General features: G+C 55.3%; 20 protein-coding genes. 12 read left to right on the top strand and 8 right to left on the bottom strand.

What is annotated here, in order from left to right; all coding sequences use genetic code 11:
- Nucleotides 1-4 precede the first annotated feature (4 nt).
- Nucleotides 5-739 carry a tol-pal system-associated acyl-CoA thioesterase gene (exbB, locus tag FOC35_RS11880; RefSeq protein WP_039898824.1) on the bottom strand — a complete coding sequence of 245 codons (735 nt, stop codon included), beginning with the start codon at nucleotides 737-739 and terminating at the stop codon, nucleotides 5-7.
- Nucleotides 740-995: 256 nt separating this feature from the next.
- Between exbB and metC the strand changes: the two genes are divergently transcribed.
- Both metC and yghB read left to right on the top strand, forming a co-directional pair.
- Nucleotides 996-2,183 (top strand): cystathionine beta-lyase, encoded by a 1,188-nt coding sequence (gene metC / locus FOC35_RS11875; RefSeq protein ID WP_172568980.1) that lies wholly within the window; start codon nucleotides 996-998, stop codon nucleotides 2,181-2,183.
- A 175-nt stretch (nucleotides 2,184-2,358) separates the two neighbouring features.
- Nucleotides 2,359-3,018: a DedA family general envelope maintenance protein YghB gene (yghB, locus tag FOC35_RS11870; protein ID WP_016538210.1), complete on the top strand. Its 660-nt coding sequence runs from the start codon at nucleotides 2,359-2,361 to the stop codon at nucleotides 3,016-3,018.
- Between the two features lie 51 nt (nucleotides 3,019-3,069).
- Here yghB and FOC35_RS11865 read toward each other — a convergent pair whose 3' ends face one another.
- Nucleotides 3,070-3,957 (bottom strand): AraC family transcriptional regulator, encoded by an 888-nt coding sequence (locus FOC35_RS11865; RefSeq protein WP_172568979.1) that lies wholly within the window; start codon nucleotides 3,955-3,957, stop codon nucleotides 3,070-3,072.
- A 187-nt stretch (nucleotides 3,958-4,144) separates the two neighbouring features.
- On the opposite strand from FOC35_RS11865, the gene yqhD reads away from it, so the two are divergent.
- The 6 genes from yqhD to phnE (FOC35_RS11835) all read left to right on the top strand — a co-directional run bounded on the left by yqhD (nucleotide 4,145) and on the right by phnE (FOC35_RS11835) (nucleotide 10,148).
- Nucleotides 4,145-5,308: an alcohol dehydrogenase gene (yqhD, locus tag FOC35_RS11860; RefSeq protein ID WP_172568978.1), complete on the top strand. Its 1,164-nt coding sequence runs from the start codon at nucleotides 4,145-4,147 to the stop codon at nucleotides 5,306-5,308.
- A 103-nt stretch (nucleotides 5,309-5,411) separates the two neighbouring features.
- Nucleotides 5,412-6,248 carry a 2,5-didehydrogluconate reductase DkgA gene (gene dkgA, locus FOC35_RS11855; RefSeq protein ID WP_172568977.1) on the top strand — a complete coding sequence of 279 codons (837 nt, stop codon included), beginning with the start codon at nucleotides 5,412-5,414 and terminating at the stop codon, nucleotides 6,246-6,248.
- A 231-nt stretch (nucleotides 6,249-6,479) separates the two neighbouring features.
- Nucleotides 6,480-7,322, top strand: coding sequence for a phosphonate ABC transporter ATP-binding protein (phnC, locus tag FOC35_RS11850; RefSeq protein WP_172568976.1), 843 nt, complete (start codon nucleotides 6,480-6,482; stop codon nucleotides 7,320-7,322).
- Between the two features lie 35 nt (nucleotides 7,323-7,357).
- Complete coding sequence (phnD, locus tag FOC35_RS11845; protein ID WP_039898827.1) at nucleotides 7,358-8,299, top strand: phosphonate ABC transporter substrate-binding protein; 942 nt, start codon at nucleotides 7,358-7,360, stop codon at nucleotides 8,297-8,299.
- A gap of 101 nt (nucleotides 8,300-8,400) precedes the next feature.
- Complete coding sequence (phnE, locus tag FOC35_RS11840) at nucleotides 8,401-9,270, top strand: phosphonate ABC transporter, permease protein PhnE (protein WP_016538216.1); 870 nt, start codon at nucleotides 8,401-8,403, stop codon at nucleotides 9,268-9,270.
- Nucleotides 9,267-10,148: a phosphonate ABC transporter, permease protein PhnE gene (gene phnE / locus FOC35_RS11835; RefSeq protein WP_016538217.1), complete on the top strand. Its 882-nt coding sequence runs from the start codon at nucleotides 9,267-9,269 to the stop codon at nucleotides 10,146-10,148. Before phnE (FOC35_RS11840) ends, phnE (FOC35_RS11835) begins: the two co-directional genes overlap by 4 nt.
- A 40-nt stretch (nucleotides 10,149-10,188) precedes the next feature.
- On the opposite strand, the gene FOC35_RS11830 is transcribed toward phnE (FOC35_RS11835), so the two are convergent.
- The 6 genes from FOC35_RS11830 to FOC35_RS11805 form a co-directional block, all read right to left on the bottom strand.
- Nucleotides 10,189-10,851 (bottom strand): HAD family phosphatase, encoded by a 663-nt coding sequence (locus FOC35_RS11830; RefSeq protein ID WP_039898828.1) that lies wholly within the window; start codon nucleotides 10,849-10,851, stop codon nucleotides 10,189-10,191.
- Nucleotides 10,852-10,968: 117 nt separating this feature from the next.
- On the bottom strand, nucleotides 10,969-13,137 hold the full coding sequence (locus tag FOC35_RS11825; RefSeq protein ID WP_172568975.1) for a YgiQ family radical SAM protein: 2,169 nt from the start codon (nucleotides 13,135-13,137) through the stop codon (nucleotides 10,969-10,971).
- Nucleotides 13,138-13,300: 163 nt separating this feature from the next.
- Nucleotides 13,301-14,713 carry a cell division protein FtsP gene (gene ftsP / locus FOC35_RS11820; protein WP_016538220.1) on the bottom strand — a complete coding sequence of 471 codons (1,413 nt, stop codon included), beginning with the start codon at nucleotides 14,711-14,713 and terminating at the stop codon, nucleotides 13,301-13,303.
- A gap of 62 nt (nucleotides 14,714-14,775) precedes the next feature.
- A complete protein-coding gene (locus FOC35_RS11815) occupies nucleotides 14,776-15,531 on the bottom strand; it encodes a 1-acylglycerol-3-phosphate O-acyltransferase (protein WP_016538221.1) in 756 nt (251 codons plus the stop codon).
- A gap of 90 nt (nucleotides 15,532-15,621) precedes the next feature.
- Entirely contained in the window at nucleotides 15,622-17,892 is a 2,271-nt protein-coding gene (gene parC, locus FOC35_RS11810) for a DNA topoisomerase IV subunit A (protein WP_016538222.1), read from the bottom strand.
- Between the two features lie 147 nt (nucleotides 17,893-18,039).
- The gene (locus FOC35_RS11805; protein WP_016538223.1) at nucleotides 18,040-18,444 is read right to left on the bottom strand and encodes a YgiW/YdeI family stress tolerance OB fold protein; all 405 of its coding nucleotides are present in this window, start codon (nucleotides 18,442-18,444) and stop codon (nucleotides 18,040-18,042) included.
- Nucleotides 18,445-18,635: 191 nt separating this feature from the next.
- Here FOC35_RS11805 and qseB point away from each other — a divergent pair, with 191 nt between their 5' ends.
- The 4 genes from qseB to FOC35_RS11785 all read left to right on the top strand — a co-directional run bounded on the left by qseB (nucleotide 18,636) and on the right by FOC35_RS11785 (nucleotide 21,700).
- Nucleotides 18,636-19,298: a quorum sensing response regulator transcription factor QseB gene (gene qseB / locus FOC35_RS11800; RefSeq protein WP_172568974.1), complete on the top strand. Its 663-nt coding sequence runs from the start codon at nucleotides 18,636-18,638 to the stop codon at nucleotides 19,296-19,298.
- A complete protein-coding gene (gene qseC / locus FOC35_RS11795) occupies nucleotides 19,292-20,653 on the top strand; it encodes a quorum sensing histidine kinase QseC (protein ID WP_172568973.1) in 1,362 nt (453 codons plus the stop codon). Before qseB ends, qseC begins: the two co-directional genes overlap by 7 nt.
- Before the next feature lie 117 nt (nucleotides 20,654-20,770).
- The gene (locus FOC35_RS11790) at nucleotides 20,771-21,352 is read left to right on the top strand and encodes an NAD(P)H-dependent oxidoreductase (protein WP_016538226.1); all 582 of its coding nucleotides are present in this window, start codon (nucleotides 20,771-20,773) and stop codon (nucleotides 21,350-21,352) included.
- A gap of 30 nt (nucleotides 21,353-21,382) precedes the next feature.
- Nucleotides 21,383-21,700, top strand: a complete 318-nt coding sequence (locus FOC35_RS11785; protein ID WP_016538227.1) for a putative quinol monooxygenase — start codon at nucleotides 21,383-21,385, stop codon at nucleotides 21,698-21,700.
- The last annotated feature ends 24 nt before the right edge of the window (nucleotides 21,701-21,724 follow it).

The following is a 21,724-nucleotide window of genomic DNA, read 5'->3' as shown; positions in this document are numbered from 1 at the left end:
GGCATTAACCTACACGCAGTTGCTGGGCGTTACGCACCGGACGAGGCTGTGCGTTGCCGTCCAGATCGAGGTCACGGCTTTGCAGCAGCAGAACCTGCGCCGCAACGTCGCTTAGCGTAGCTTTGTAGCTGCCTATCATACGGGCGAAGATGTTATAGATAACAACCGCCGGAATAGCTGCTACCAGGCCAACCGCCGTTGCCAGAAGCGCTTCTGCGATCCCCGGCGCAACAACAGCCAGGTTGGTAGTTTGTGACTGGGCAATACCGATAAAGCTGTTCATGATGCCCCAAACGGTGCCGAACAGGCCGACAAACGGGGAAATCGCACCGATGGTCGCCAGGAAGCCGTTCCCGCGCCCCATATGGCGCCCGACGGCCGCAACGCGGCGTTCAAGACGGAAGCCGGTACGATCTTTAATGCCTTCGTTATCTTCAACGCCGGCGGAGAGTTCCAGCTCATTCTGCGCTTCATTGATTAACAGAGTGCTGAGGCTTTTGCTGTCGAAAGCTTCTGCCGTGCTGCTCGCTTCGTTAAGAGAGCGGACGTTAGCCAGCTGCTGTTGTTCGCGCTTGAGGCGACGTTTTTGGGTAATCAGCTCCACGCTTTTGCTAAAGAAGATTGCCCAGGTGACAACGGAGGCCAGAATCAGGCCAATCATCACTATCTTAACTACGATGTCAGCATGGTTATACATGCCCCAAACGGACAGATCCGTCTGCATCAGGTTACTCGTCACGTCTTACGCTCCAGCGAGAAATAAATGTCAAAACTGAGACTAATATATCAAAAAACTATCGAATTGATAGTCGTTCTCATTAGTATTTGCAGAGTGCCCGAATTTGTTGAGTCATTCCTTGAGCTTACGCAGGAAAAGCGGCGGGTTGGCTAAATGATGACTTTTTTAGCCAACCTGAAAAAACGCCATGATGCCCTTTGCCCATTCTGTGTTAATTTACGTCCAGACATCCAGATGGTTAAACGGGGCATAAAAAATGGCGGAAAAGCACATCGAAACGGCGCTGGTGAACGCCGGGCGCAGCAAGAAATTTACCCAGGGTTCGGTTAACAGCGTTATTCAGCGCGCTTCTTCTCTGGTCTTTGAGAGCGTTGAGGCCAAAAAACAGGCCACCGCCAACCGCGCAAAAGGCGAGCTGTTTTATGGCCGCCGGGGTACGTTGACCCATTTTTCTCTACAGGAAGCGATGTGCGAACTTGAGGGAGGTGCCGGATGCGCGCTGTTCCCGTGCGGAGCCGCCGCCGTCGCCAACACCATTCTGGCCTTTGTTGAACAGGGCGATCACATTCTGGTCACCGGCACGGCGTATGAACCCACCCAGGATTTCTGTAGCAAAATCCTCTCTAAGCTCGGCGTCTCAACCACCTGGTTTGATCCGGAAATTGGCCCGGCTATTGCGAGCCTCATTCAGCCCAACACCAAAATCGTGTTTCTTGAGTCCCCCGGCTCTATCACCATGGAAGTCTACGATATCCCGGCGATTGTACAGGCCGTCAGGCGTGTTGCGCCCGAAGCCATTATTATGATCGACAACACCTGGGCCGCAGGCGTGCTGTTCAAAGCCCTCGACTTTGGTATCGATATCTCTATTCAGGCGGGCACGAAATATTTAATCGGCCACTCCGATGCGATGGTCGGCACCGCCGTGTCAAACGCCCGATGTTGGGACCAGCTTCGCGAAAACGCCTATCTGATGGGGCAAATGGTGGATGCAGATACCGCCTATATGACCAGCCGGGGAATACGCACGTTGGGCGTTCGCCTGCGCCAGCACCATGAAGGCAGCCTGAAAGTCGCCGAATGGCTGGCGCAGCATCCTCAGGTAGAAAGAGTGAACCACCCGGCGCTGCCGGGCAGTAAAGGACATGAATACTGGAAACGAGACTTTACGGGCAGCAGCGGCCTGTTTTCGTTTGTGCTGAAAAAACGGCTGAGCGACGCTGAGTATGAACAGTATCTCAACCACTTCGACTATTTCAGCATGGCCTATTCCTGGGGCGGCTATGAATCGCTTATTCTCGCTAATCAGCCCGATGAGCTGGCGGAGATCCGCCCCGCAGGCGGAGTAGACTTCAGCGGCACCCTGGTTCGCCTCCATATTGGGCTGGAAAACGTGGACGACTTGATTGCCGATCTGGCGGCAGGTTTCCAGCGTATAGCCTGATTTTTCCGCCCTGCGGCCAACGTGGAGCATTTTTTTGCCATCATCGGCGTTTTGTTGAGCCTGGGATCAAGGTGTCGCAGGCATTTTAGCGGTACAATGTGTAGAAATTAAGGTGAGCCTAAGTTGCGGGTGCAATACTCAGGCAAGCTCAATAAGCGGTTCCACAGGAATACCCATGGCTGTTATACAAAATATTGTCGAGGCGCTCTGGCATCACGATTTTGCCGCGCTGGCCGACCCCCACGTTATTGGTGTTGTTTATTGCGTTATGTTCGCAACGCTGTTTCTGGAAAATGGACTGCTTCCCGCCTCGTTTTTACCGGGAGATAGCCTGTTGCTGCTCGCGGGTGCGCTGATAGCGAAAGGGGTAATGGGATTTGTTCCGACGCTGGTTATTCTGACCGTTGCCGCAAGCCTGGGCTGCTGGCTGAGCTACTTGCAGGGCCGCTGGCTCGGCAATACCCGAACCGTAAAAGGCTGGCTGCACCAGCTCCCGACGCAATACCACCAGCGCGCGACACAAATGTTTGACCGCCACGGCCTGCTGGCATTGCTGGTTGGCCGCTTCCTGGCATTTGTACGCACCCTGCTTCCAACCATGGCGGGCATTTCCGGCCTCAGCAACCGTCGTTTCCAGTTCTTCAACTGGCTGAGCGGCCTGCTGTGGGTGGGCGTGGTGATTAGCCTGGGCTACGCCCTGAGCATGATCCCGTTCGTGAAGCGCCATGAAGACCAGGTCATGACCTTCCTGATGATCCTGCCGGTCGCCCTGCTGATTTTCGGCCTCGTCGGCACCCTGTTTGTGGTGCTGAAAAAAAAAGTTAGCGCCGCATAACCCGGTTAACCAGAGCGAATAAGGCCCTCTTATTCGCTCCGCCTCTCATTCTTAACTCACCCGCATCCGCGCCATATCCTCTCCCGGCGTGACGCCAAAATAGCGCTTAAATTCCCGACTAAACTGAGAAGCACTTTCGTAGCCCACTCGAATAGCCGCCGCGCTTGCTTTCATGCCGTCATGCAGCATCAGCATCCGGGCCTTATGCAGCCGGTAGCTCTTCAGGTATTGCAGCGGCGAGGTGCTGGTGACGGACTTAAAATTATGGTGAAACGCCGAGACGCTCATGTTCGCCTCCGCGGCAAGCTGGTCCACCGACAGGTTCTCGGTGTACTGGTTTTCAATGCGGCGCAGCACGCGGCTTATCAGGCTAAAGTGCGTCTGGCGGCTTACCAGAGCCAGAAGCGCACCGCCGCTTGGCCCTGTCAAAACATGGTAAAGAATTTCGCGGATAATCTGTTTACCCAGAACTCGCGCATCAAGCGGTCGTTCAAGAACGTCCAGCAGTCGCTCGGCGGCACAGAGAATCTCTTCCGAAAGCACGGCGGAGTTGATCCCGTCCGAACAGGACTGAGGATGAAACAAATCGTCTTCGCCAATATCCATCAGCAAATCCTGGAGCTGCTGGATATCAACCTTTATACGCATTCCCGCCAGCGGCACTTCCGGCGTGGCAAAAGTTTCGCATTCAAAGGGTAAAGGCACCGTCAGCAGCAGATATTCGTTGGCGTCGTAGCGGAAAACGCGGTCATTGAGATAACCCGTTTTATGGCCAGAAAAGAGAAAAACAATGCCCGGGTCGTACATTACCGGAGTGCGCACCATGGGCTTACTGCCATACATCAGGCGTACGCCATCAAAAAAGTTTTCACTCTTTTCTTTTAAAATCAGCTCATTAATTTTTTCTGTCAGTTGTAAGCAGACGGCTTTGCGGTTCATGTTCAGGCTCTCCACGGCGCTTTTCATCCGGGATACAGTGTGCGATGAATTTCGCCGTTTCTCCAGCTATATGGAGAAATAGGCAAGACAAAGGCAGGAATATGCATTGAGAGAGACTCTCCTGAAGACCACAATGGCTGCCATCAGATTTAGCAATGTCACTCATCTAACCAACGGGAAACACCTCATGAATAATTTTAATCTTCATACCCCTACCCGCATCCTGTTTGGCAAAGGCTCCCTCGCAGAGCTGCGCGACCAGATACCTGCCGGGGCGCGCGTACTGATTACTTACGGCGGCGGCAGCGTTAAAAAAACCGGCGTGCTGGACCAGGTTTATGAAGCCCTCAAAGGCCTCGACGTACTGGAGTTCGGCGGCATCGAGCCTAACCCGTCTTATGAAACCCTGATGAAAGCGGTCGAAATCGCCCGTAAAGAAAAAATTACTTTCCTGCTGGCCGTAGGCGGCGGTTCCGTTCTGGACGGCACCAAATTCATCGCGGCGGCGGCTAACTATCCTCAGGATATCGACCCATGGAACATTCTGCTGACCCGCGGTGACGATGTTAAAAGCGCTATCCCGATGGGCTCCGTACTGACCCTACCGGCAACTGGCTCCGAGTCTAACAAAGGTGCAGTGGTCTCCCGCCGCTCAACCGGCGACAAACAGGCGTTTATGTCTGATTTCGTGCAGCCTGTATTCGCGGTACTTGACCCGGTTTACACCTACACTCTGCCGCCTAAGCAGGTTGCTAATGGCGTGGTCGATGCCTTTGTTCACACCATCGAGCAGTATCTAACCTACCCGGTTAACGCCAAGGTTCAGGACCGTTTCGCTGAAGGCATTCTGCTGACGCTTATCGAAGATGGCCCGAAAGCGCTGAAAGATCCGGAAAACTACGACGTACGTGCCAACGTCATGTGGGCGGCAACAATGGCCCTTAACGGCCTGATTGGCGCAGGCGTGCCGCAGGACTGGGCGACCCACATGCTGGGCCACGAACTGACCGCAATGCACGGCCTGGATCACGCTCAAACGCTGGCGGTGGTGCTGCCTTCGCTGATGAACGAGAAGCGCGCTGAGAAGCACGCCAAACTGCTGCAATACGCAGAGCGCGTCTGGAATATCACTTCCGGCAGCGAAGAAGAACGTATTGATGCCGCGATTGAAGCAACCCGCAATTTCTTCGAGAAAATGGGCACCGCTACCCGCCTGTCCGCTTACGGTCTGGACGGCAGCTCCATCCCTGCTCTGCTGGTAAAACTTGAAGAAAAAGGCATGACCAAACTCGGCGAACGCCAGGACATCACTCTCGACGTTAGCCGCCGTATTTACGAAGCGGCACGCTAAGAGAATCGAGGTTCCGTCTTTCGTTGCCAGAGTTTCTACTAGACTTAATGCAAATGTTACACCGGGCTTGCCCGGTGTTTTTCGCACCATTAAGGAGGTACATATGACTCATCCAACCCTGATTAAGCTCCAGGATGGGAACGTGATGCCGCAGCTTGGGCTGGGCGTCTGGCAGGCGAGTAACGACCAGGTAAAGACCGCTATCGAGGCCGCGCTCGAGGTCGGTTACCGTTCCATTGATACCGCCGCCGCTTATAAAAACGAAGACGGCGTTGGCGCTGCGCTTAAAGGCGCGGGGCTGGCGCGTGAAGAGCTGTTTATCACCACCAAGCTGTGGAATAGCGACCAGCAGCGTCCTCGTCAGGCGCTGGAAGACAGCCTGAAAAAGCTCCAGTTGGACTATGTTGATCTCTACCTGCTGCACTGGCCGGTGCCGAGCAAAGACCATTATCTTGAAGCCTGGAAAAGCCTGATCGAACTGCAAAAAGAGGGGCTGGTGAAAAGTATTGGGGTGTGTAACTTCAATATTAATCACCTGCAGCGGCTGATCGACGAAACCGGCGTCAGCCCGGTTATCAACCAGATTGAGCTGCACCCGCTACTTCAGCAGCGTCAGCTCCACGCCTGGAACGCGACCCACAAGATCCAGACTGAATCCTGGAGCCCGCTGGCGCAGGGTGGCGAAGGGGTATTTGACCAGAAAATTATTCGTGATTTAGCGGATAAATACGGTAAAACGCCTGCTCAGGTGGTTATCCGCTGGCATCTCGATAGCGGCCTTGTGGTTATCCCGAAATCCGTCACGCCTGCACGCATTGCCGAAAACTTCGATGTCTTCGACTTCCGTCTGGACAAAGAAGAGCTTGCTGAAATCGCTAAGCTGGACAGCGGCAAACGCCTGGGGCCGGATCCGGACACCTTCGACGTAACATCCATCTAGTTGATTAGACTATAAATAAGCCACCTTTCGCACAGACTGCGTCAGGTGGCTTTTTCACCTCTCTGCCCTGTCCTCCCTCGCATATCACACTCTCCCCGGCAAGTAGCGCAACAGCATGACTGCTGAGTGAATTTTTACGGCGTTCATTATTTGTTCTTTTAGTCGTAATCAAAAAGTCACACAACACCACGATAAATAGGGCCAGCTTCGCTAACTCATTTTGGAATGGTTATGAACCGATCGCTTGCTGTCGTTACCCACACTGACCTCGATTCTTTGCCGCAGTTTGCGCCTGCACCAGGCCGTAAAGTATTGAGCGTAAAGAGCCTGAGTAAAGCTTATAACGCCCACCAGACCGTGCTGCATGATATTAATTTCGACCTGCATGCCGGTGAACTGGTTGGCGTTGTTGGCCGCTCCGGCGCGGGGAAATCAACCCTGCTACATATTCTCAACGGCACCCATACTGCCACGTCGGGCGAGATCCTCAGCTTTCCAGAAGTCGGGATGCCGCACGATGTGTCTAAGCTGAGCGGCCGCGCGCTGAACCAGTGGCGTACCGAATGTGGGATGATTTTCCAGGACTTCTGCCTGGTACCCCGCCTCGACGTGCTGACAAACGTGCTGCTGGGCCGCCTGAGCCAGACCTCTACGCTCAAATCGCTGTTCAAAGTCTTCCCGGAAGCCGACCGCGCCCGTGCGATTTCCCTGCTCGAGTGGATGAACATGCTGCCGCACGCACTTCAGCGTGCGGAAAATCTTTCCGGCGGCCAGATGCAGCGCGTAGCCATTTGCCGCGCCTTGATGCAAAACCCAAGTATCTTACTGGCCGATGAGCCAGTTGCGTCTCTCGACCCGAAAAATACCCAGCGCATCATGAAAGTGCTGCGCGAAGTGTGTGAGCAAGGCATCAGCGTGATGGTGAACCTGCATTCCATCGAGCTGGTGAAGGAGTACTGCACCCGCGTTATCGGGGTTGCAAAAGGAAATATCGTGTTTGACGGTCATCCTTCGATGCTGACGGACGACGTGCTGCATCTTTTGTACGGCGATGAAATCAATCAAGTGCATTAATTCTCTCTCCAATTGATACAACACAGGCAATGATAATGAAAAAGCAACTGACTGGCGCATTACGTTTATCTGCAGTGATTACTGGCCTTGTGATTGCGGGCCACGCTATGGCTGCCGACCAGCCGCGCGAACTGAACCTCGGGATCCTCGGCGGACAGAATGCGACCCAGCAAATTGGTGATAACCAGTGTGTGAAGCAGTTCATGGATAAGGAACTGAATGTCGACACTAAATTGCGTAACTCTTCTGACTACTCTGGCGTTATTCAGGGCCTGATCGGCGGCAAAGTCGACCTGGTGCTGAGCATGTCTCCTTCTTCTTACGCATCGGTCTATATGAACGACCCGAAAGCGGTGGATATTGTTGGCATCGCGGTTGACGATAAAGATCAGTCTCGCGGCTACCATTCGGTCGTTATCGTGAAGGCCGATAGCCCCTACAAAACCATCGAAGATCTGAAAGGCAAATCTTTCGGCTTTGCCGATCCGGACTCGACTTCCGGCTACCTTATCCCTAACCACGAATTCAAGCAGAAGCTTGGCGGCACCCCGGACAACAAATACAACAACTTCTTCTCCAGCGTCACCTTCTCAGGCGGCCACGAGCAGGACATACTGGGCGTGCTGAACGGCCAGTTCGCAGGCGCGGTAACCTGGGCTTCAATGGTGGGTGACTACAACGACGGCTACACCACCGGCGCGTTTAACCGCCTGATCCGCATGGATCACCCGGACCTGATGAAGCAGATCCGCATTATCTGGACTTCACCTCTGATTCCGAACGGCCCGATCCTGGTGAGCAACAAGCTGCCGGCTGACTTCAAGGCCAAAGTGGTTGATGCGGTGAAGAAACTGGATAAAGAAGATCACGCCTGCTTCGTGAAGGCGATGGGCGGCACCCAGCACATCGGCCCGGCTTCCGTAGCGGACTTCCAGAAGATTATCGATATGAAGCGCGAGCTGGTTAGCGCCCGTTAATCACAGCAAGCCGCATAAAAATCGCACCCAGGCGACCTGCCGGGGTGCTTTTTTATCAGGGCGGGGCAACCCGTCGCCGGAAACAAACCGGATAATAAGTGATGATGTTGAATACGGAATTTGAGCGTTACTATCGCCAGGTCAGAATGCGCCAGAAACGCGACACGCTGATTTGGTCTCTACTGCTGGTAGGGCTTTATCTTACCGCCGGTCATTACGCTGAGTTTAGCCTGACCACCATTTGGCAGTCTCTGCCGAACTTCCTCGATTACATGTTCGAAACTCTGCCGACGCTGCACCTTTCGGTTCTGCTGGCCGACGTGCACACCAAAGGCTCGCTGGCTTACTGGGGCTACCGTTTGCCTATCCAGCTGCCTCTTATCTGGGAAACGCTCCAGCTGGCGCTGGCTTCGACGCTGATATCAACTTGTATTGCCGCCGTGCTGGCCTTTCTCGCCGCGGGCAACACCTGGACGCCACCGGCGGTACGCTTCGGCGTTCGTGCGGCGGTTGCGTTCCTGCGCACCATGCCGGAACTCGCCTGGGCGGTGATGTTCGTGATGGCCTTCGGCATCGGCGCCATACCCGGTTTTCTGGCGCTGGCCCTGCATACCATCGGCAGCCTGACCAAGTTGTTCTACGAGGCCATTGAAAGCGCCTCCGACAAGCCGGTCCGCGGCCTGGTCGCCAGCGGCGCAACGCCGATTCAGCGCATACGCTTCGCCCTGTGGCCGCAGGTCAAACCTATCTTCCTCTCCTACAGCTTTATGCGCTTTGAAATTAACTTTCGCTCCTCCACCATCCTCGGGCTGGTCGGCGCGGGCGGCATTGGCCAGGAGCTGATGACCAATATCAAACTCGACCGCTACGATCAGGTGAGCATTACCCTGCTGCTGATAATCGTGGTGGTTTCAATCCTCGATGTGCTGTCCGGGCGGCTGCGTCGCTGGGTTCTGGAGGGGAAAAAATGAGTGCTTCTCATATCAAACCGGATATTGCAAAAAGCCGCGAGCAGCATCGCGAACTGTACCGCATGCAGGGGCGCTATCTGCGTAATATTGGGCTGCTGGCGCTGGCCGTGCTCGGCTATTACGTGTGGTTCTTTTTCACCTTCGGCATAGATTCCAGCCAGATCCTCAGCGGTATGGTTCAGCTGGGCCGCTATTTCCTGCGCATGTTCGTCTGGCATGATTTTATTAACTGGCCGTTTGCCTATTACTTCTCGCAGATAGCCATTACGCTGGCGATAGTCTTCGCCGGGACCCTCACCGCCACGGTGCTGGCGCTGCTGCTGTCGTTTTTTGCCGCCCGCAATATTATGCAGGGGCCGGTTGCACGGATTGTCGCGCTGCTGGTGAGACGCCTGTTTGACGTGCTGCGCGGCGTGGATATGGCGATTTGGGGGCTAATTTTCGTGCGCGCCGTTGGGCTTGGCCCGCTGGCTGGCGTACTGGCGATTGTCGTGCAGGACACCGGCCTGCTCGGCAGGCTATATGCCGAAGGCCACGAAGCCGTGGAACGCTCTCCCAGCCGGGGATTAACCGCCGTGGGTGCGGCTGGCGTTCAGAAACATCGCTTCGGTATCTTTACTCAGTCGTTCCCGGCGTTTCTTTCCCTCAGCCTGTACCAGATTGAGTCCAACACGCGTTCAGCCGCGGTGCTGGGCTTTGTTGGGGCGGGCGGCGTCGGGCTGGTTTATGCCGAGAATATGCGGCTGTGGAACTGGGATGTGGTGATGTTTATCACCCTGATTCTGGTTTGCGTGGTCATGGCGATGGACACTATTTCCGCCTGGCTGCGCCGCCGCTATATTACCGGCAAGCCCGTGCCGCTGTTTACTCCGCAGTAAAACGTAATGCCGGGGCGCGGCTGGAATGCGCCCCACATTCCTACAGAGACCAGTTCAGGGTCTGCCAGTCGTAGCGAGCGCCCTGCGCCGCCAGCTTCTGGCAAGGGTTAACCATCAGCACACGATCGGCTTCCAGGCACAGCGGTAAATCGTTAATGGAGTCGGTATAGAAGGTCAGCTCGCCGCCGTATTCCGGGTGAGCGTTCTGCCACTCCTTCAGCCTGGTTATTTTGCCCGCCTGATAGCTCGGCACGCCGCTGATCACGCTGGTGTAGGCATTATTTCCCGTTGCCAGATCAACGCCTATCGCATGCTGAATACCGAGCCGCGGCGCAATCGCTTTAACCAGCAGGCTCACGGAGGCAGAGATAATCAGCATCTGCTGGCCCAGGGCGTGCATTTTTTCGATCAGGCGTTTTGCCTCAGGGTAAACCAGCGGCAGGATATCCGTTTCCACGCAGCGCGCCACCAGGCTGTCTACATCGGCAATTGTCATCCCCGCCAGCGGCGAGAGCGTCACACCCACGTATTCATGGATGTTCATTTCGCCACGCTGATAGTCCAGCATTAGCTTGTGCTCTTTAGCCAGGTAATCAGCGTCTTTAATCAGCCCTTCGCGGGAGAGAAAACGGCTCCAGACCGTGCTGCTGTCGCCATGAATGAGGGTGTGGTCGAGGTCAAAGACATAAAGCGGATTGGACATGTTCATTTCTCATTTCAACAAAGAGAGCCGCCAGACATCTTACAGCAAGCCTGGCGGGCAAGGATTCCATTCCCTCTTTGTCGCAGAAAAAAATGACAGCGGCATGAAAGCTTATCGTTACTTCGCTATTGGCTTCCGTTTCCCTGGCCCTGCCGGGCGGCGCTGGTGCGCAACCGGAGTATGTTTTGTGAGTGCAGGCTGAGCCTTGCGGTTATACCTGCGGGCTTCCCGCATTTCATCCAGCGTTGGCGCAGGTACCAGACACTCGCGGCGGCCGCCAATCAGATGCTTTTTGCCCATCGCTTCCAGCGCCTCGCGGATCAGCGGCCAGTTAGCCGGATCGTGATAGCGCAACAGGGCTTTATGCAGGCGGCGCTGGCGGTCACCTCGCGGCACTACAATGTCCTCACTTTTGTAGCTCACCTTGCTCAACGGGTTTTTGCCTGTGTAATACATGGTGGTGGAGTTAGCCAGCGGTGAAGGATAGAAGTTCTGCACCTGATCGAGGCGGAAACGGTGCTGCTTAAGCCATATCGCCAGATTCACCATATCTTCATCACGCGTGCCCGGGTGAGCAGAGATAAAGTATGGGATCAGATATTGTTCTTTGCCAGCCTGTTTCGAATAGGTATCAAACAGCTCTTTGAAGCGGTGATAGCTCCCCATTCCGGGCTTCATCATCTTCGACAGCGGCCCTTCTTCGGTATGCTCGGGCGCAATTTTCAGGTAGCCGCCAACGTGGTGAGTAGCCAGCTCCTTGATGTAGCGCGGGTCGGCAACGGCTAAGTCGTAGCGCACGCCCGAAGCAATCAGGATCTTCTTCACGCCCTTCAGGTCACGGGCGCGGCGATAGAGGTCAATCGTCGGCTGATGGTTGGTTTCCATATGTTGGCAAATTTCCGGATACACGCACGAAAGGCGGCGGCAGGTTTGCTCGGCGCGCGGCGACTTGCAGCGCAGCATGTACATATTGGCGGTGGGGCCGCCAAGGTCGGAAACCACGCCGGTAAAGCCCGGCACGCTGTCGCGCATCGCTTCGATCTCGCTGATTATCGAGTCCTCGGAACGGCTCTGAATAATGCGGCCTTCATGCTCGGTAATCGAACAGAATGAACAACCGCCAAAGCAGCCGCGCATAATGTTCACTGAGAAACGGATCATCTCGTAGGCCGGAATGCGCGCCTTGCCATATGAAGGATGCGGCACGCGCTGATAAGGCAGCGCAAATACGCTATCCATTTCGTCGGTGGAAAGCGGGATCGCCGGCGGGTTGATCCAGATATAGCGATCGCCGTGCTTCTGCATCAGCGCCCTGGCGCAACCCGGGTTGGTTTCGTGATGCAAAATACGCGAGGCGTGGGCATACAGCACCTTGTCGGCTTTGACCTTTTCAAAAGACGGCAGCAGGACGTAAGTCTTTTCCCACGGCTTGGGGCGCGGGGGCTGTACGGTAACGGGCTTAGCCTCATCGGCCTTTTTTTCCTGCGGGTTGTTGCCCTCCGCGCAGGGGAGATCTTCGCCATAAGGATGCGGGATCGGATCGATTTTGCCCGGCGTATCGAGCCGCGTGGAGTCAACGCCGGACCAGCCGGGCATCGCCTCTTTACGCACGATCGCAGTATTGCGCACGTCGCAAATCGCCTCGATCCCTTCGCCGTTGGCAAGACGGTGGGCCACTTCCACCAGCGGGCGTTCCCCGTTCCCAAAGATAAGCATATCGGCTTTAGCATCGACCAGGATCGAACGCCGCACGGTATCGGACCAGTAATCGTAATGCGCGGTGCGGCGCAGGCTGGCCTCAATACCGCCGAGGATCACCGGCACATCGCGCCAGGCCTCTTTACAGCGCTGGGTGTAGACCAGAGATGCACGATCCGGGCGTTTACCCGCTACGTTATCCGGCGTGTAGGCATCGTCATGGCGCAGTTTACGATCCGCCGTGTAGCGGTTAATCATTGAGTCCATATTCCCGGCGGTTACGCCAAAGAACAGGTTCGGCTTACCCAGGCGCGTAAAGTCGTGCTTAGAGGTCCAGTCCGGCTGGGCGATGATTCCAACCCGGAACCCCTGCGCCTCCAGCATGCGGCCGCAGATAGCCATTCCGAAGCTGGGATGATCAACGTAGGCATCGCCGGTAACCAGAATGATGTCGCAGCTGTCCCAGCCGAGTTCGTCCATCTCCTCGCGGGACATGGGTAAAAACGGCGCCGGACCGAAACAGGCGGCCCAGTATTGTGGCCACGAAAAGAGTTCGCGATCCGGCTGGATCAGGCTTTGGGCGCTCATAGGTTTTCCGAAAAAATGATGTAGAAATAAACAGAGGGCGGCGATTATACGCCTTATAGCAGTAGTTTTTGAAGGGATATTCGGTATTTTATCTGCCCCTCACCCCGGCCCTATCCCCAAAAGGGCGAGGGGGAAAAGGCCTGGTGTAGGGCGAGGGTAAAAACTACGGTGCGGGCTGAACCAGCAACTGGCCGATAGAGCCTCTGTCCGCAAGTTCCAGCGTCTGGCTTGAGTAGAGGAACGGGAAATGCTCCCAGGATGGCTGGCCGAAATAAACCAGCAGCTCAACCTGGCCGTCCACCCAAACTGTGTCCTTCCAGCCGCGATCTTCACCGAACGGCGAAGCGCCGTTGACGTTGCGGATCAGGAAGCTTACACCTTCGATATGGAAAGACTGCGGCGTGTCGGCTCTTACCGTCCATCGCTCCCAGCTGCCCTGCTGGGTTTGAATATCAATACGCTTCATATCCCACAGCTGACCGTTAATGCCAGGATCGTCACCGAGGGTGATTTCACGGCTGCGCGCCGGGTTACCGCCGAGGATCTCTTCAGGCAGCAGGCGCATTGGCAGAGTATCGGTAACCAGCGGCAGCAGGCCGGTAGGCCGCAGCGTCAGAACCAGGGTGGAAATCAGGATACTCGAAGGCTCGAAGAAGCCGCGAATGCGATCCATAATGCCCGCCGCTTCCCCGCAGGTTATCGAAACCTCTTTGCCTTCCGTCATGTCTATCAGGATTTCACGGCGTTCACCCGGCGCAAGCGACAGTTGCTTTACGGAAACCGGCGCGGGTAAAAAGCCCTGATCGCTTGAGATAACCGCCATCGAACGGCCGTCGCTCATCTGTAGCTGATAGCGGCGCGAGTTGGATGCGTTAAGCAAACGCAGGCGCACCCAGCCGCGAGAAACCTCAACGTACGGGCTTTGCGCCCCGTTCACCAGTAGCGTATCGCCAACAAAACCACCGCTGCCCGGCTCCTGGTATTCCGGCGCACCAAAGTTATCGAGGCGTTTGTCCTGAATAATAATCGGGAAGTCGTCCACGCCGTAATGGTTAGGAATAGGCAGCGATTTGCTGACTTCATCCTCAATCAACCACATTCCCGCCAGGCCGTTATATACCTGCTTCGCGGTGCGGTTTGGCGTATTGGCGTGATACCACAATGTGGCGGCTCGCTGGCGAATCGGCAGAACAGGTGCCCAGTCAACGTTAGGCGACATCATGCGGGCTGCGCCGCCGATAAGCGGGCCGGGGACCTGTAAACCAGCAATGGTCATGGCAACGTTTTCCTGTAGACGATTGCTGTAAATCATCTTCACGTCGTCACCATTCCAGACGCGGATGGTCGGGCCCATATAGCGCCCGTTAAGCCCCCAGACAGGAGCTTTTGCGCCACCGGTAAATGACCAGTGCGCGCGCTGTAACGTCAGAAAAAGCGGCTGACCGCGACGGGATTCAAGAAGAGGAGGAACCGGTAACGGTTGCTGCTGCCCTGCCGCGTTTGCCCTCAGCGGCACCGAACCCGCACAAAGCGCGACCCCGGATGCCTGAATAAACTGACGCCGACTGAGTGACATAATTGCTCCATGTAAAACTGAATAACATAAGGCGGTACAAACCGTACCGCCAAAAGCGGCGTTTAGTGCGCCTGTTTCTTTGCAATCTTGCCGTCGGCTTCACGCGCGGCGACTTCTTTATTTAATTCGTCGATTTTAGCCATCATCAGCTCGCGGCAGTCGGTAGCGAGCTTGCGCACCTGATCCTTGCCGTAGGTGCTGGTGTCGATAGGCGGCAGCATTTCGACAATCACCAAACCGTTGTTCCAGCGGTTCAGCTTAATTTTATTACTGGTATTGGAAACGCACACCGGAATAATCGGTACCCCGGCGGCTATCGCCGCGTGAAATGCCCCGGTTTTGAACGGCAGCAGGCCGCGGCCGCGGCTGCGGGTTCCTTCCGGGAACATCCAGATGGAGACTTTACGTTTTCGCATCTGCTCAACAACCTGAGCGATAGTCCCGTGGGCTTTCGCACGGTTATCCCTGTCAATCAGCAGGTTGCCGGTTATCCAGTAAAGCAGACCAAAGAACGGGACCCAAAGTAGGCTTTTTTTACCCACCGTCACCGTCGGCGGCTGAACAATGTTTGCCGCCGTCACCATATCGTAGTTGTTCTGATGGTTGCCGATGTAAATCGCCGTTGGATGGTTTTCTGCACCTGCCGGTAAGCGGGTTTCAACCTTCAGGCCGAACACCGGCGCCAGACGCCCAAAGAGGTGACCGAAAGTTGCCACATGGCGCGGATTACGCGGGCTGAACAGACAGTAAATACAACCAAAGATGCATACCAGGATGCAGTAAATAACGACAATGATAAAACGAACAATCGCTAACATAACTACCTCATGAGCCGAAGCCGCTGATAAGTATACCGGCTTTAGCGTAAAACACACCGGACGGCGGCAGAGATACCGCCGCGCCCCGGATTATTCTTCGCTGTCTCCAGCCCCCGCACGCGCCGGGGAATCCACTTCTACCCGGTCGATTCGCTGCAAACCACGCATCAACGTACCGCGTCTGCCGCGTTCGCCGGTGATTTTTTGCAATTCTTCAGGGCGCAGCTTAATTTTGCGTTTGCCTACGTGAAGCGTCAGCGTGCTTTGCGGCGGCAGGATAAACAGATGGGCCAGCTTATCTTCGCCTTTAGCCGCTTCGGCTGACGGGATAGAGATAATCTTGTTGCCCTTGCCTTTCGACAGTTCCGGCAGGTCGCTTACCGGGAACATCAGCATACGCCCGGCGGCGGTGATAGCCAGCAGCATGTCGTCCGCGCTATGAATTTCCAGCGGCGGCAGCACGCGTGCGTTATCCGGCAGCGATATCAGCGCCTTGCCTGCACGGTTGCGTGAAACAACATCGTTGAAGGTACAAACGAAGCCGTACCCTGCGTCAGAAGCCATCAGCAGTTTCTGCTCATCGGCGGCCATCAGCACATAGTCAACGGTCGCACCCGGCGGCGGCGTCAGCTTGCCGGTTAACGGCTCGCCCTGGCCACGCGCAGACGGCAGCGTGATGGGATCTAATGCGTAGCTTCTGCCCGTGGAGTCGATAAACGCCACCGGCTGGTTGCTCTTACCTTTTGCCGAGCCGAGATAGCTGTCGCCCGCTTTATAGCTCAGGCCCGGAGCATCGATATCATGCCCTTTGGCGCTGCGAACCCAGCCCATCTGCGACAGTACAATTGTTACCGGTTCGGACGGCACCATATCGTGCTCGCTCATGGCTTTGGCTTCGCCACGTTCACGCAGCGGAGAACGACGGTCGTCCCCAAAGGCATCGGCATCAGCCTGCAATTCTTTCTTCAGCAGGGTATCCATTTTACGCTCGGAAGCGAGAATGCCCTGTAGCCGATCGCGCTCTTTTTCCAGCTCGCTTTGCTCGCCGCGGATCTTCATTTCTTCGAGTTTGGCGAGATGGCGTAACTTCAGCTCAAGAATAGCTTCGGCCTGGGTTTCGCTGAGTTCAAAGCGGGACATCAGCTCCTGCTTTGGCTCATCCTCAGTGCGGATGATGTGAATTACGTCGTCGATATTGAGGAACGCCACCAGCAAACCTTCGAGGATATGCAGGCGCTTAAGGACTTTTTCCAGACGATAGCTCAGACGGCGGCGCACCGTATCGCGGCGGTAAACCAGCCATTCGCTGAGGATCTCCAGCAGGTTTTTCACCGCCGGGCGGCCGTCCAGGCCAATCATATTCAGGTTGATGCGGTAGCTTTTTTCAAGATCGGTTGTCGCAAACAGGTGGTTCATCACCTGTTCCATATCGATGCGGTTAGAGCGCGGCACAATCACCAGACGAGTCGGATTTTCATGGTTCGACTCATCGCGCAGGTCTTCCACCATCGGCAGCTTTTTAGCGCGCATCTGGTTGGCAATCTGCTCCAGCACGCGAGCGCCAGAGACCTGGTGTGGCAGCGCGGTGATGACAACATCGCCATCTTCTTTTTTCCACACAGCGCGCATGCGCACCGAACCACGGCCATTTTGGTAGATTTTGCGAATGTCTTCGCGCGGGGTAATGATTTCCGCTTCGGTCGGGTAATCCGGGCCGTGAACGATATCCAGCACGTCCTCGAGAGTCGTGTTCGGCCGATCGATAAGCGCGATAGCAGCCTGAGCGACTTCACGCAGGTTGTGCGGAGGAATATCTGTCGCCATACCGACAGCGATGCCGGTGGTGCCGTTCAGCAGGATATTGGGCAGGCGCGCAGGCAGCATCTTCGGCTCCTGCAGCGTTCCGTCAAAGTTCGGGATGTAGTCCACCGTGCCCTGGCCAAGCTCGCCGAGCAGCAGTTCTGCATATTTTGACAGGCGCGACTCGGTATAACGCATCGCCGCAAAGGACTTAGGATCGTCCGGCGCACCCCAGTTGCCCTGCCCGTCTACCAGCGGGTAGCGGTAGGAAAACGGCTGCGCCATCAGCACCATGGCTTCATAGCAGGCGCTATCGCCGTGCGGGTGATATTTACCCAGTACGTCACCAACTGTACGCGCGGACTTCTTAAACTTCGCGCTGGCGCTTAGCCCCAACTCCGACATCGCATAGACGATGCGCCGCTGAACGGGCTTAAGCCCGTCGCCGATAAACGGCAGCGCACGGTCCATGATGACGTACATGGAATAGTTGAGATACGCATTTTCCGTGAATTCGTGCAGCGCAAGACGCTCAGCACCATCATGAGTCAAATCACTCATTGCTCATTCATCCTCAAACTGACGAGCCGATTGTGGCCACAATCGGCGTAATTGCCGCCGATAGTACCTTATCTGGCCTGTCGAGTCATAGAGATGAATAGCTTTATGCGCGGCGGCAGAGCGTCAGCAAAGGCCGCGCGCCGGGCCTTATTTCACTTTACTAATTTGCTTTACGTCTATTTCTACAGAGTTCCAGTCTTTGTCGACTTCGCCCTGAATTTCAACGGTGTCCTGCGGCGTAACCGTCAGGCCGTTCCAGCGCTTGTGGTCAATGTCCACATTTACGCTATCGGTCGCATCGCGGAAAATATAGTGCTCGCCGCCGATGCGCTGTTCAATTTTACCGGTCAGAGTAACCCAGGTGTCGTCAGAGAAGCTTTTTGCCTGCTTCACGGTGGTTTTATTCCCGGTCGGGCCAACAAAACCACCCTGCTGCCCAGGCTGCGTTTGCACCTGCGCATTCGGGTCCACAAAACCACCGCCGGTTTGCGCCGCAAATACCGGGGCAGAGGTTAAGGCAACGATCGCGAACATAGCTGCTGTCTTTTTCATTATTGTATTCTCCTTAGGTTGTGTAGCCCCATTAAACCAGGCAAATCTTAACCAGATCTTAATCCCACATATCAAACATGCTTTTTCTTGCGGATTTGCGGCATGCCCCGAAGGCATTGGCTTTAGAGCTGTACAGCCCGCGGCTTCCGGTATTTACTTCACCGCATAAAGGCAGCAACAAGGAGTTCGCCATGCGCATATTATTAATTGAAGACGATCCGCTGATTGGAGATGGCATCAAAGCGGGTCTGGTCAAAATGGGCTTTGCCGTCGACTGGTTTAGCGACGGCCAGCAGGGAAAACTGGCGCTTGCTCAGGCACCTTATGATGCGGTAGTGCTTGATCTCAGCCTTCCGGGGATGGACGGCTTAGATATCCTGCGAGCATGGCGTAAAGACGGGCGCAATGAGCCGGTACTGGTTCTTACAGCGAGGGATTCGCTGGACGAACGCGTAGAAGGGCTTCAGCTCGGCGCGGATGACTATCTGTGTAAACCTTTTGCCCTGGCAGAAGTGGTGGCGCGGCTACAGGTGCTTGTGCGTCGCGCTCACGGCCATGCCCAGCCTGAACTTACCCACGGCGGCGTTGTTCTTTCCCCTATCAATCTTACCGTCTCATTAAACGGCGAACCGTTGCAGCTGAAACCCAAAGAGTTTGCTTTGCTTGAGCTGCTGATGCGCAATGCGGGCCGGGTGCTCCCGCGTACCTTAATTGAGGAAAAACTTTATAACTGGGACGACGATGTGTCGCGAAATGCGCTGGAGGTTCATATCCATCACCTGCGCAAGAAACTGGGCAGCCAGTTTATTCGCACCGTCCACGGCATCGGTTATACGCTGGGTGACGCATGCTGAGAACCCTGACGAAAAGCTTACGCACCCGCCTTACCGCTGGCTTTATTGCGCTCACCCTTGTTGCCGCGGCGCTGGCAAGTACCGCCGCCTGGTATGAAGCCCGGCACTCCCTGAACAAGCTTTTTGATACTCAACAACTGCTGTTTGCCAAAAGATTAAGCGTGCTGGATTTTGACACAACGCCAGGCGCAGAACCCCAGTTGCCACGCAGCAAAAGCATGATAAAAAAACATCGCGGAAAACTGGACGATGACACTCTTGCCTTCGCTATTTTTAGCGCCGACGGCAGGCTGGTACTCAACGACGGTGACAGCGGCAAAGGGCTAACTTACAGCTGGCACAGGGATGGATTTGTCGATGGGCAATTGGCGAATGATGACGATCTCTGGCGGCTGGTTTGGCTAACCACGCAGGATGGCCGCTACCGCATAGTCGTGGGCCAGGAGTGGGACTACCGGGATGAGATGGCGCTGGACATTGTCTCTTCCCAACTGGCTCCCTGGCTTATTGCCCTGCCGTTAATGCTGATTCTGCTGATTTGGTTAGTCAGCTCAGAGCTTGCGCCTTTAAGCAGGCTGGCACAGAAGCTTCAGCGCCGTTCACCGGGAGACACCACTCGCCTGGAAACAACGGATTTACCGCTGGAAGTAAAACCGCTGGCCGAAGCGCTAAACCAACTCTTTGAGCGAACAAATGAACTGATGCAGCGCGAACGTCGCTTTACGTCGGATGCCGCACACGAGCTTCGCAGCCCGCTGGCTGCCCTTAAGGTACAGGCAGAAGTGGCGCAGCTTGCTGAACAGGATGCTCCGGTAAGAGAGCAAGCGCTGATTCATCTCCATCAGGGCATAGACAGAGCGTCCCGCCTGGTAGAACAGCTGCTGACGCTTTCACGCCTGGACTCGCTCGACGAACTGAACGACGTGCAGTCGATATCACTCCAGGCGCTACTTCAGGAGGCTGTGATGGAAGCCTGGCATAATGCCCAGCGTGAAGGCGTTGATATCAGGCTGAAGATGCAGAATGAGCCGGTTATTCACCGCGGGCAGCCGCTGCTGCTGGGCTTAATGTTGCGCAATATTCTGGATAATGCGGTGCGCTACAGCCCTCCCGGCAGCATTGTGCAGGTTATTTTACGGGGCAATTCGCTGGAGATTATCGATAACGGACCGGGCGTTAGCCCGGAACACCTTGCGTCGCTCGGTCAGCGCTTCTTCCGCCCGCCGGGCCAGTTAAAAAACGGCAGCGGCCTTGGATTGTCCATCGTTAAGCGTATCGCCGCCCTGCACGGCATGAATGCCGCCTTTGGCAATGCGCAGGATGGTGGATTCCGGGTACTGCTGAGCTGGTCTTAAGGCTTTCCGGTGTCGATTTTTGCGCAAATAGCAAAAGTCTTTGCACATTTTAGCCATTTTTTCGTGACGCCACTCTCATTATAATGATTGGCAAACGTAATTATTCAAGGGCTAACGATGAGCAACATACTGATTATCAACGGCGGTAAAAAATTCGGCCACTCAAACGGCCAGCTTAACGACACCATGACTGAAGTCGCGGAAACCTATTTGCGCGACCTCGGACATGATGTTCAGGTGACCCGCGCCGACGGCGAATACGACGTTAAAGCAGAAGTTGAGAAATTCTTGTGGGCCGACACCGTGATTTGGCAAATGCCGGGCTGGTGGATGGGTGCTCCATGGACCGTGAAAAAATATATCGATGATGTATTTACCGAAGGCCACGGTTCTCTGTACGCCAGCGACGGCCGTACTCGTTCAGACGCCTCCAAAAAATATGGTTCCGGCGGCCTGATCCAGGGGAAAACCTACATGCTGTCCCTGACGTGGAACGCACCTATGGAAGCTTTCACCGACAAAGATCAGTTCTTCCACGGCGTTGGCGTAGACGGCGTTTACCTGCCGTTCCACAAAGCTAACCAGTTCCTGGGAATGGAAGGTCTACCGACCTTTATCGCTAACGACGTTATCAAACAGCCAGACGTGCCACATTATGTCGCAGAATATCGCAAGCATCTGGCAGAGATTTTTGCTTAACTGTTGGCCGGATAACATAAGGAGTTAGTCATGCTGACAGTGATTGCTGAAATTCGCACTCGTCCTGGTTCACATCATCGCCAGGCGACCATCGCGGCATTTGAGAAGATAATTCCGACCGTGCTGCAGGAAGAAGGTTGCCACGGCTATGCGCCGCTGGTGGACCATAATGCTCAGGTAGCGTTCCAGACCACCGCACCGGATTCCATCTTCATGCTGGAGAAATGGGAAACCATCGCGCATCTGGAAGCCCACCTCCAGACCACGCACATGAAGGAGCACAGCGCCCGCGTGAAAGACGACGTGCTGGAAGTTCATATCCGCATTCTTGAAGAAGCCGTTAAGTAACACGGCTGGATGGAATGCAAAAAG

The sequence above is a fragment of the Cedecea sp. FDAARGOS_727 genome, assembly GCF_012273235.1.
Taxonomy (GTDB): domain Bacteria; phylum Pseudomonadota; class Gammaproteobacteria; order Enterobacterales; family Enterobacteriaceae; genus Cedecea; species Cedecea davisae.
This window is presented reverse-complemented; position numbering and strand designations above follow the sequence as displayed.

Coding starts and splice junctions, on each gene's coding strand:
- metC (WP_172568980.1), top strand. CDS start 996: ATGGCGGAAAAGCACATCGAAACGGCGCTGGTGAACGCCGGGCGCAGC.
- yghB (WP_016538210.1), top strand. CDS start 2,359: ATGGCTGTTATACAAAATATTGTCGAGGCGCTCTGGCATCACGATTTT.
- FOC35_RS11865 (WP_172568979.1), bottom strand. CDS start 3,957: ATGAACCGCAAAGCCGTCTGCTTACAACTGACAGAAAAAATTAATGAG.
- yqhD (WP_172568978.1), top strand. CDS start 4,145: ATGAATAATTTTAATCTTCATACCCCTACCCGCATCCTGTTTGGCAAA.
- dkgA (WP_172568977.1), top strand. CDS start 5,412: ATGACTCATCCAACCCTGATTAAGCTCCAGGATGGGAACGTGATGCCG.
- phnC (WP_172568976.1), top strand. CDS start 6,480: ATGAACCGATCGCTTGCTGTCGTTACCCACACTGACCTCGATTCTTTG.
- phnD (WP_039898827.1), top strand. CDS start 7,358: ATGAAAAAGCAACTGACTGGCGCATTACGTTTATCTGCAGTGATTACT.
- phnE (WP_016538216.1), top strand. CDS start 8,401: ATGATGTTGAATACGGAATTTGAGCGTTACTATCGCCAGGTCAGAATG.
- phnE (WP_016538217.1), top strand. CDS start 9,267: ATGAGTGCTTCTCATATCAAACCGGATATTGCAAAAAGCCGCGAGCAG.
- FOC35_RS11830 (WP_039898828.1), bottom strand. CDS start 10,851: ATGTCCAATCCGCTTTATGTCTTTGACCTCGACCACACCCTCATTCAT.
- FOC35_RS11825 (WP_172568975.1), bottom strand. CDS start 13,137: ATGAGCGCCCAAAGCCTGATCCAGCCGGATCGCGAACTCTTTTCGTGG.
- ftsP (WP_016538220.1), bottom strand. CDS start 14,713: ATGTCACTCAGTCGGCGTCAGTTTATTCAGGCATCCGGGGTCGCGCTT.
- FOC35_RS11815 (WP_016538221.1), bottom strand. CDS start 15,531: ATGTTAGCGATTGTTCGTTTTATCATTGTCGTTATTTACTGCATCCTG.
- parC (WP_016538222.1), bottom strand. CDS start 17,892: ATGAGTGATTTGACTCATGATGGTGCTGAGCGTCTTGCGCTGCACGAA.
- FOC35_RS11805 (WP_016538223.1), bottom strand. CDS start 18,444: ATGAAAAAGACAGCAGCTATGTTCGCGATCGTTGCCTTAACCTCTGCC.
- qseB (WP_172568974.1), top strand. CDS start 18,636: ATGCGCATATTATTAATTGAAGACGATCCGCTGATTGGAGATGGCATC.
- qseC (WP_172568973.1), top strand. CDS start 19,292: ATGCTGAGAACCCTGACGAAAAGCTTACGCACCCGCCTTACCGCTGGC.
- FOC35_RS11790 (WP_016538226.1), top strand. CDS start 20,771: ATGAGCAACATACTGATTATCAACGGCGGTAAAAAATTCGGCCACTCA.
- FOC35_RS11785 (WP_016538227.1), top strand. CDS start 21,383: ATGCTGACAGTGATTGCTGAAATTCGCACTCGTCCTGGTTCACATCAT.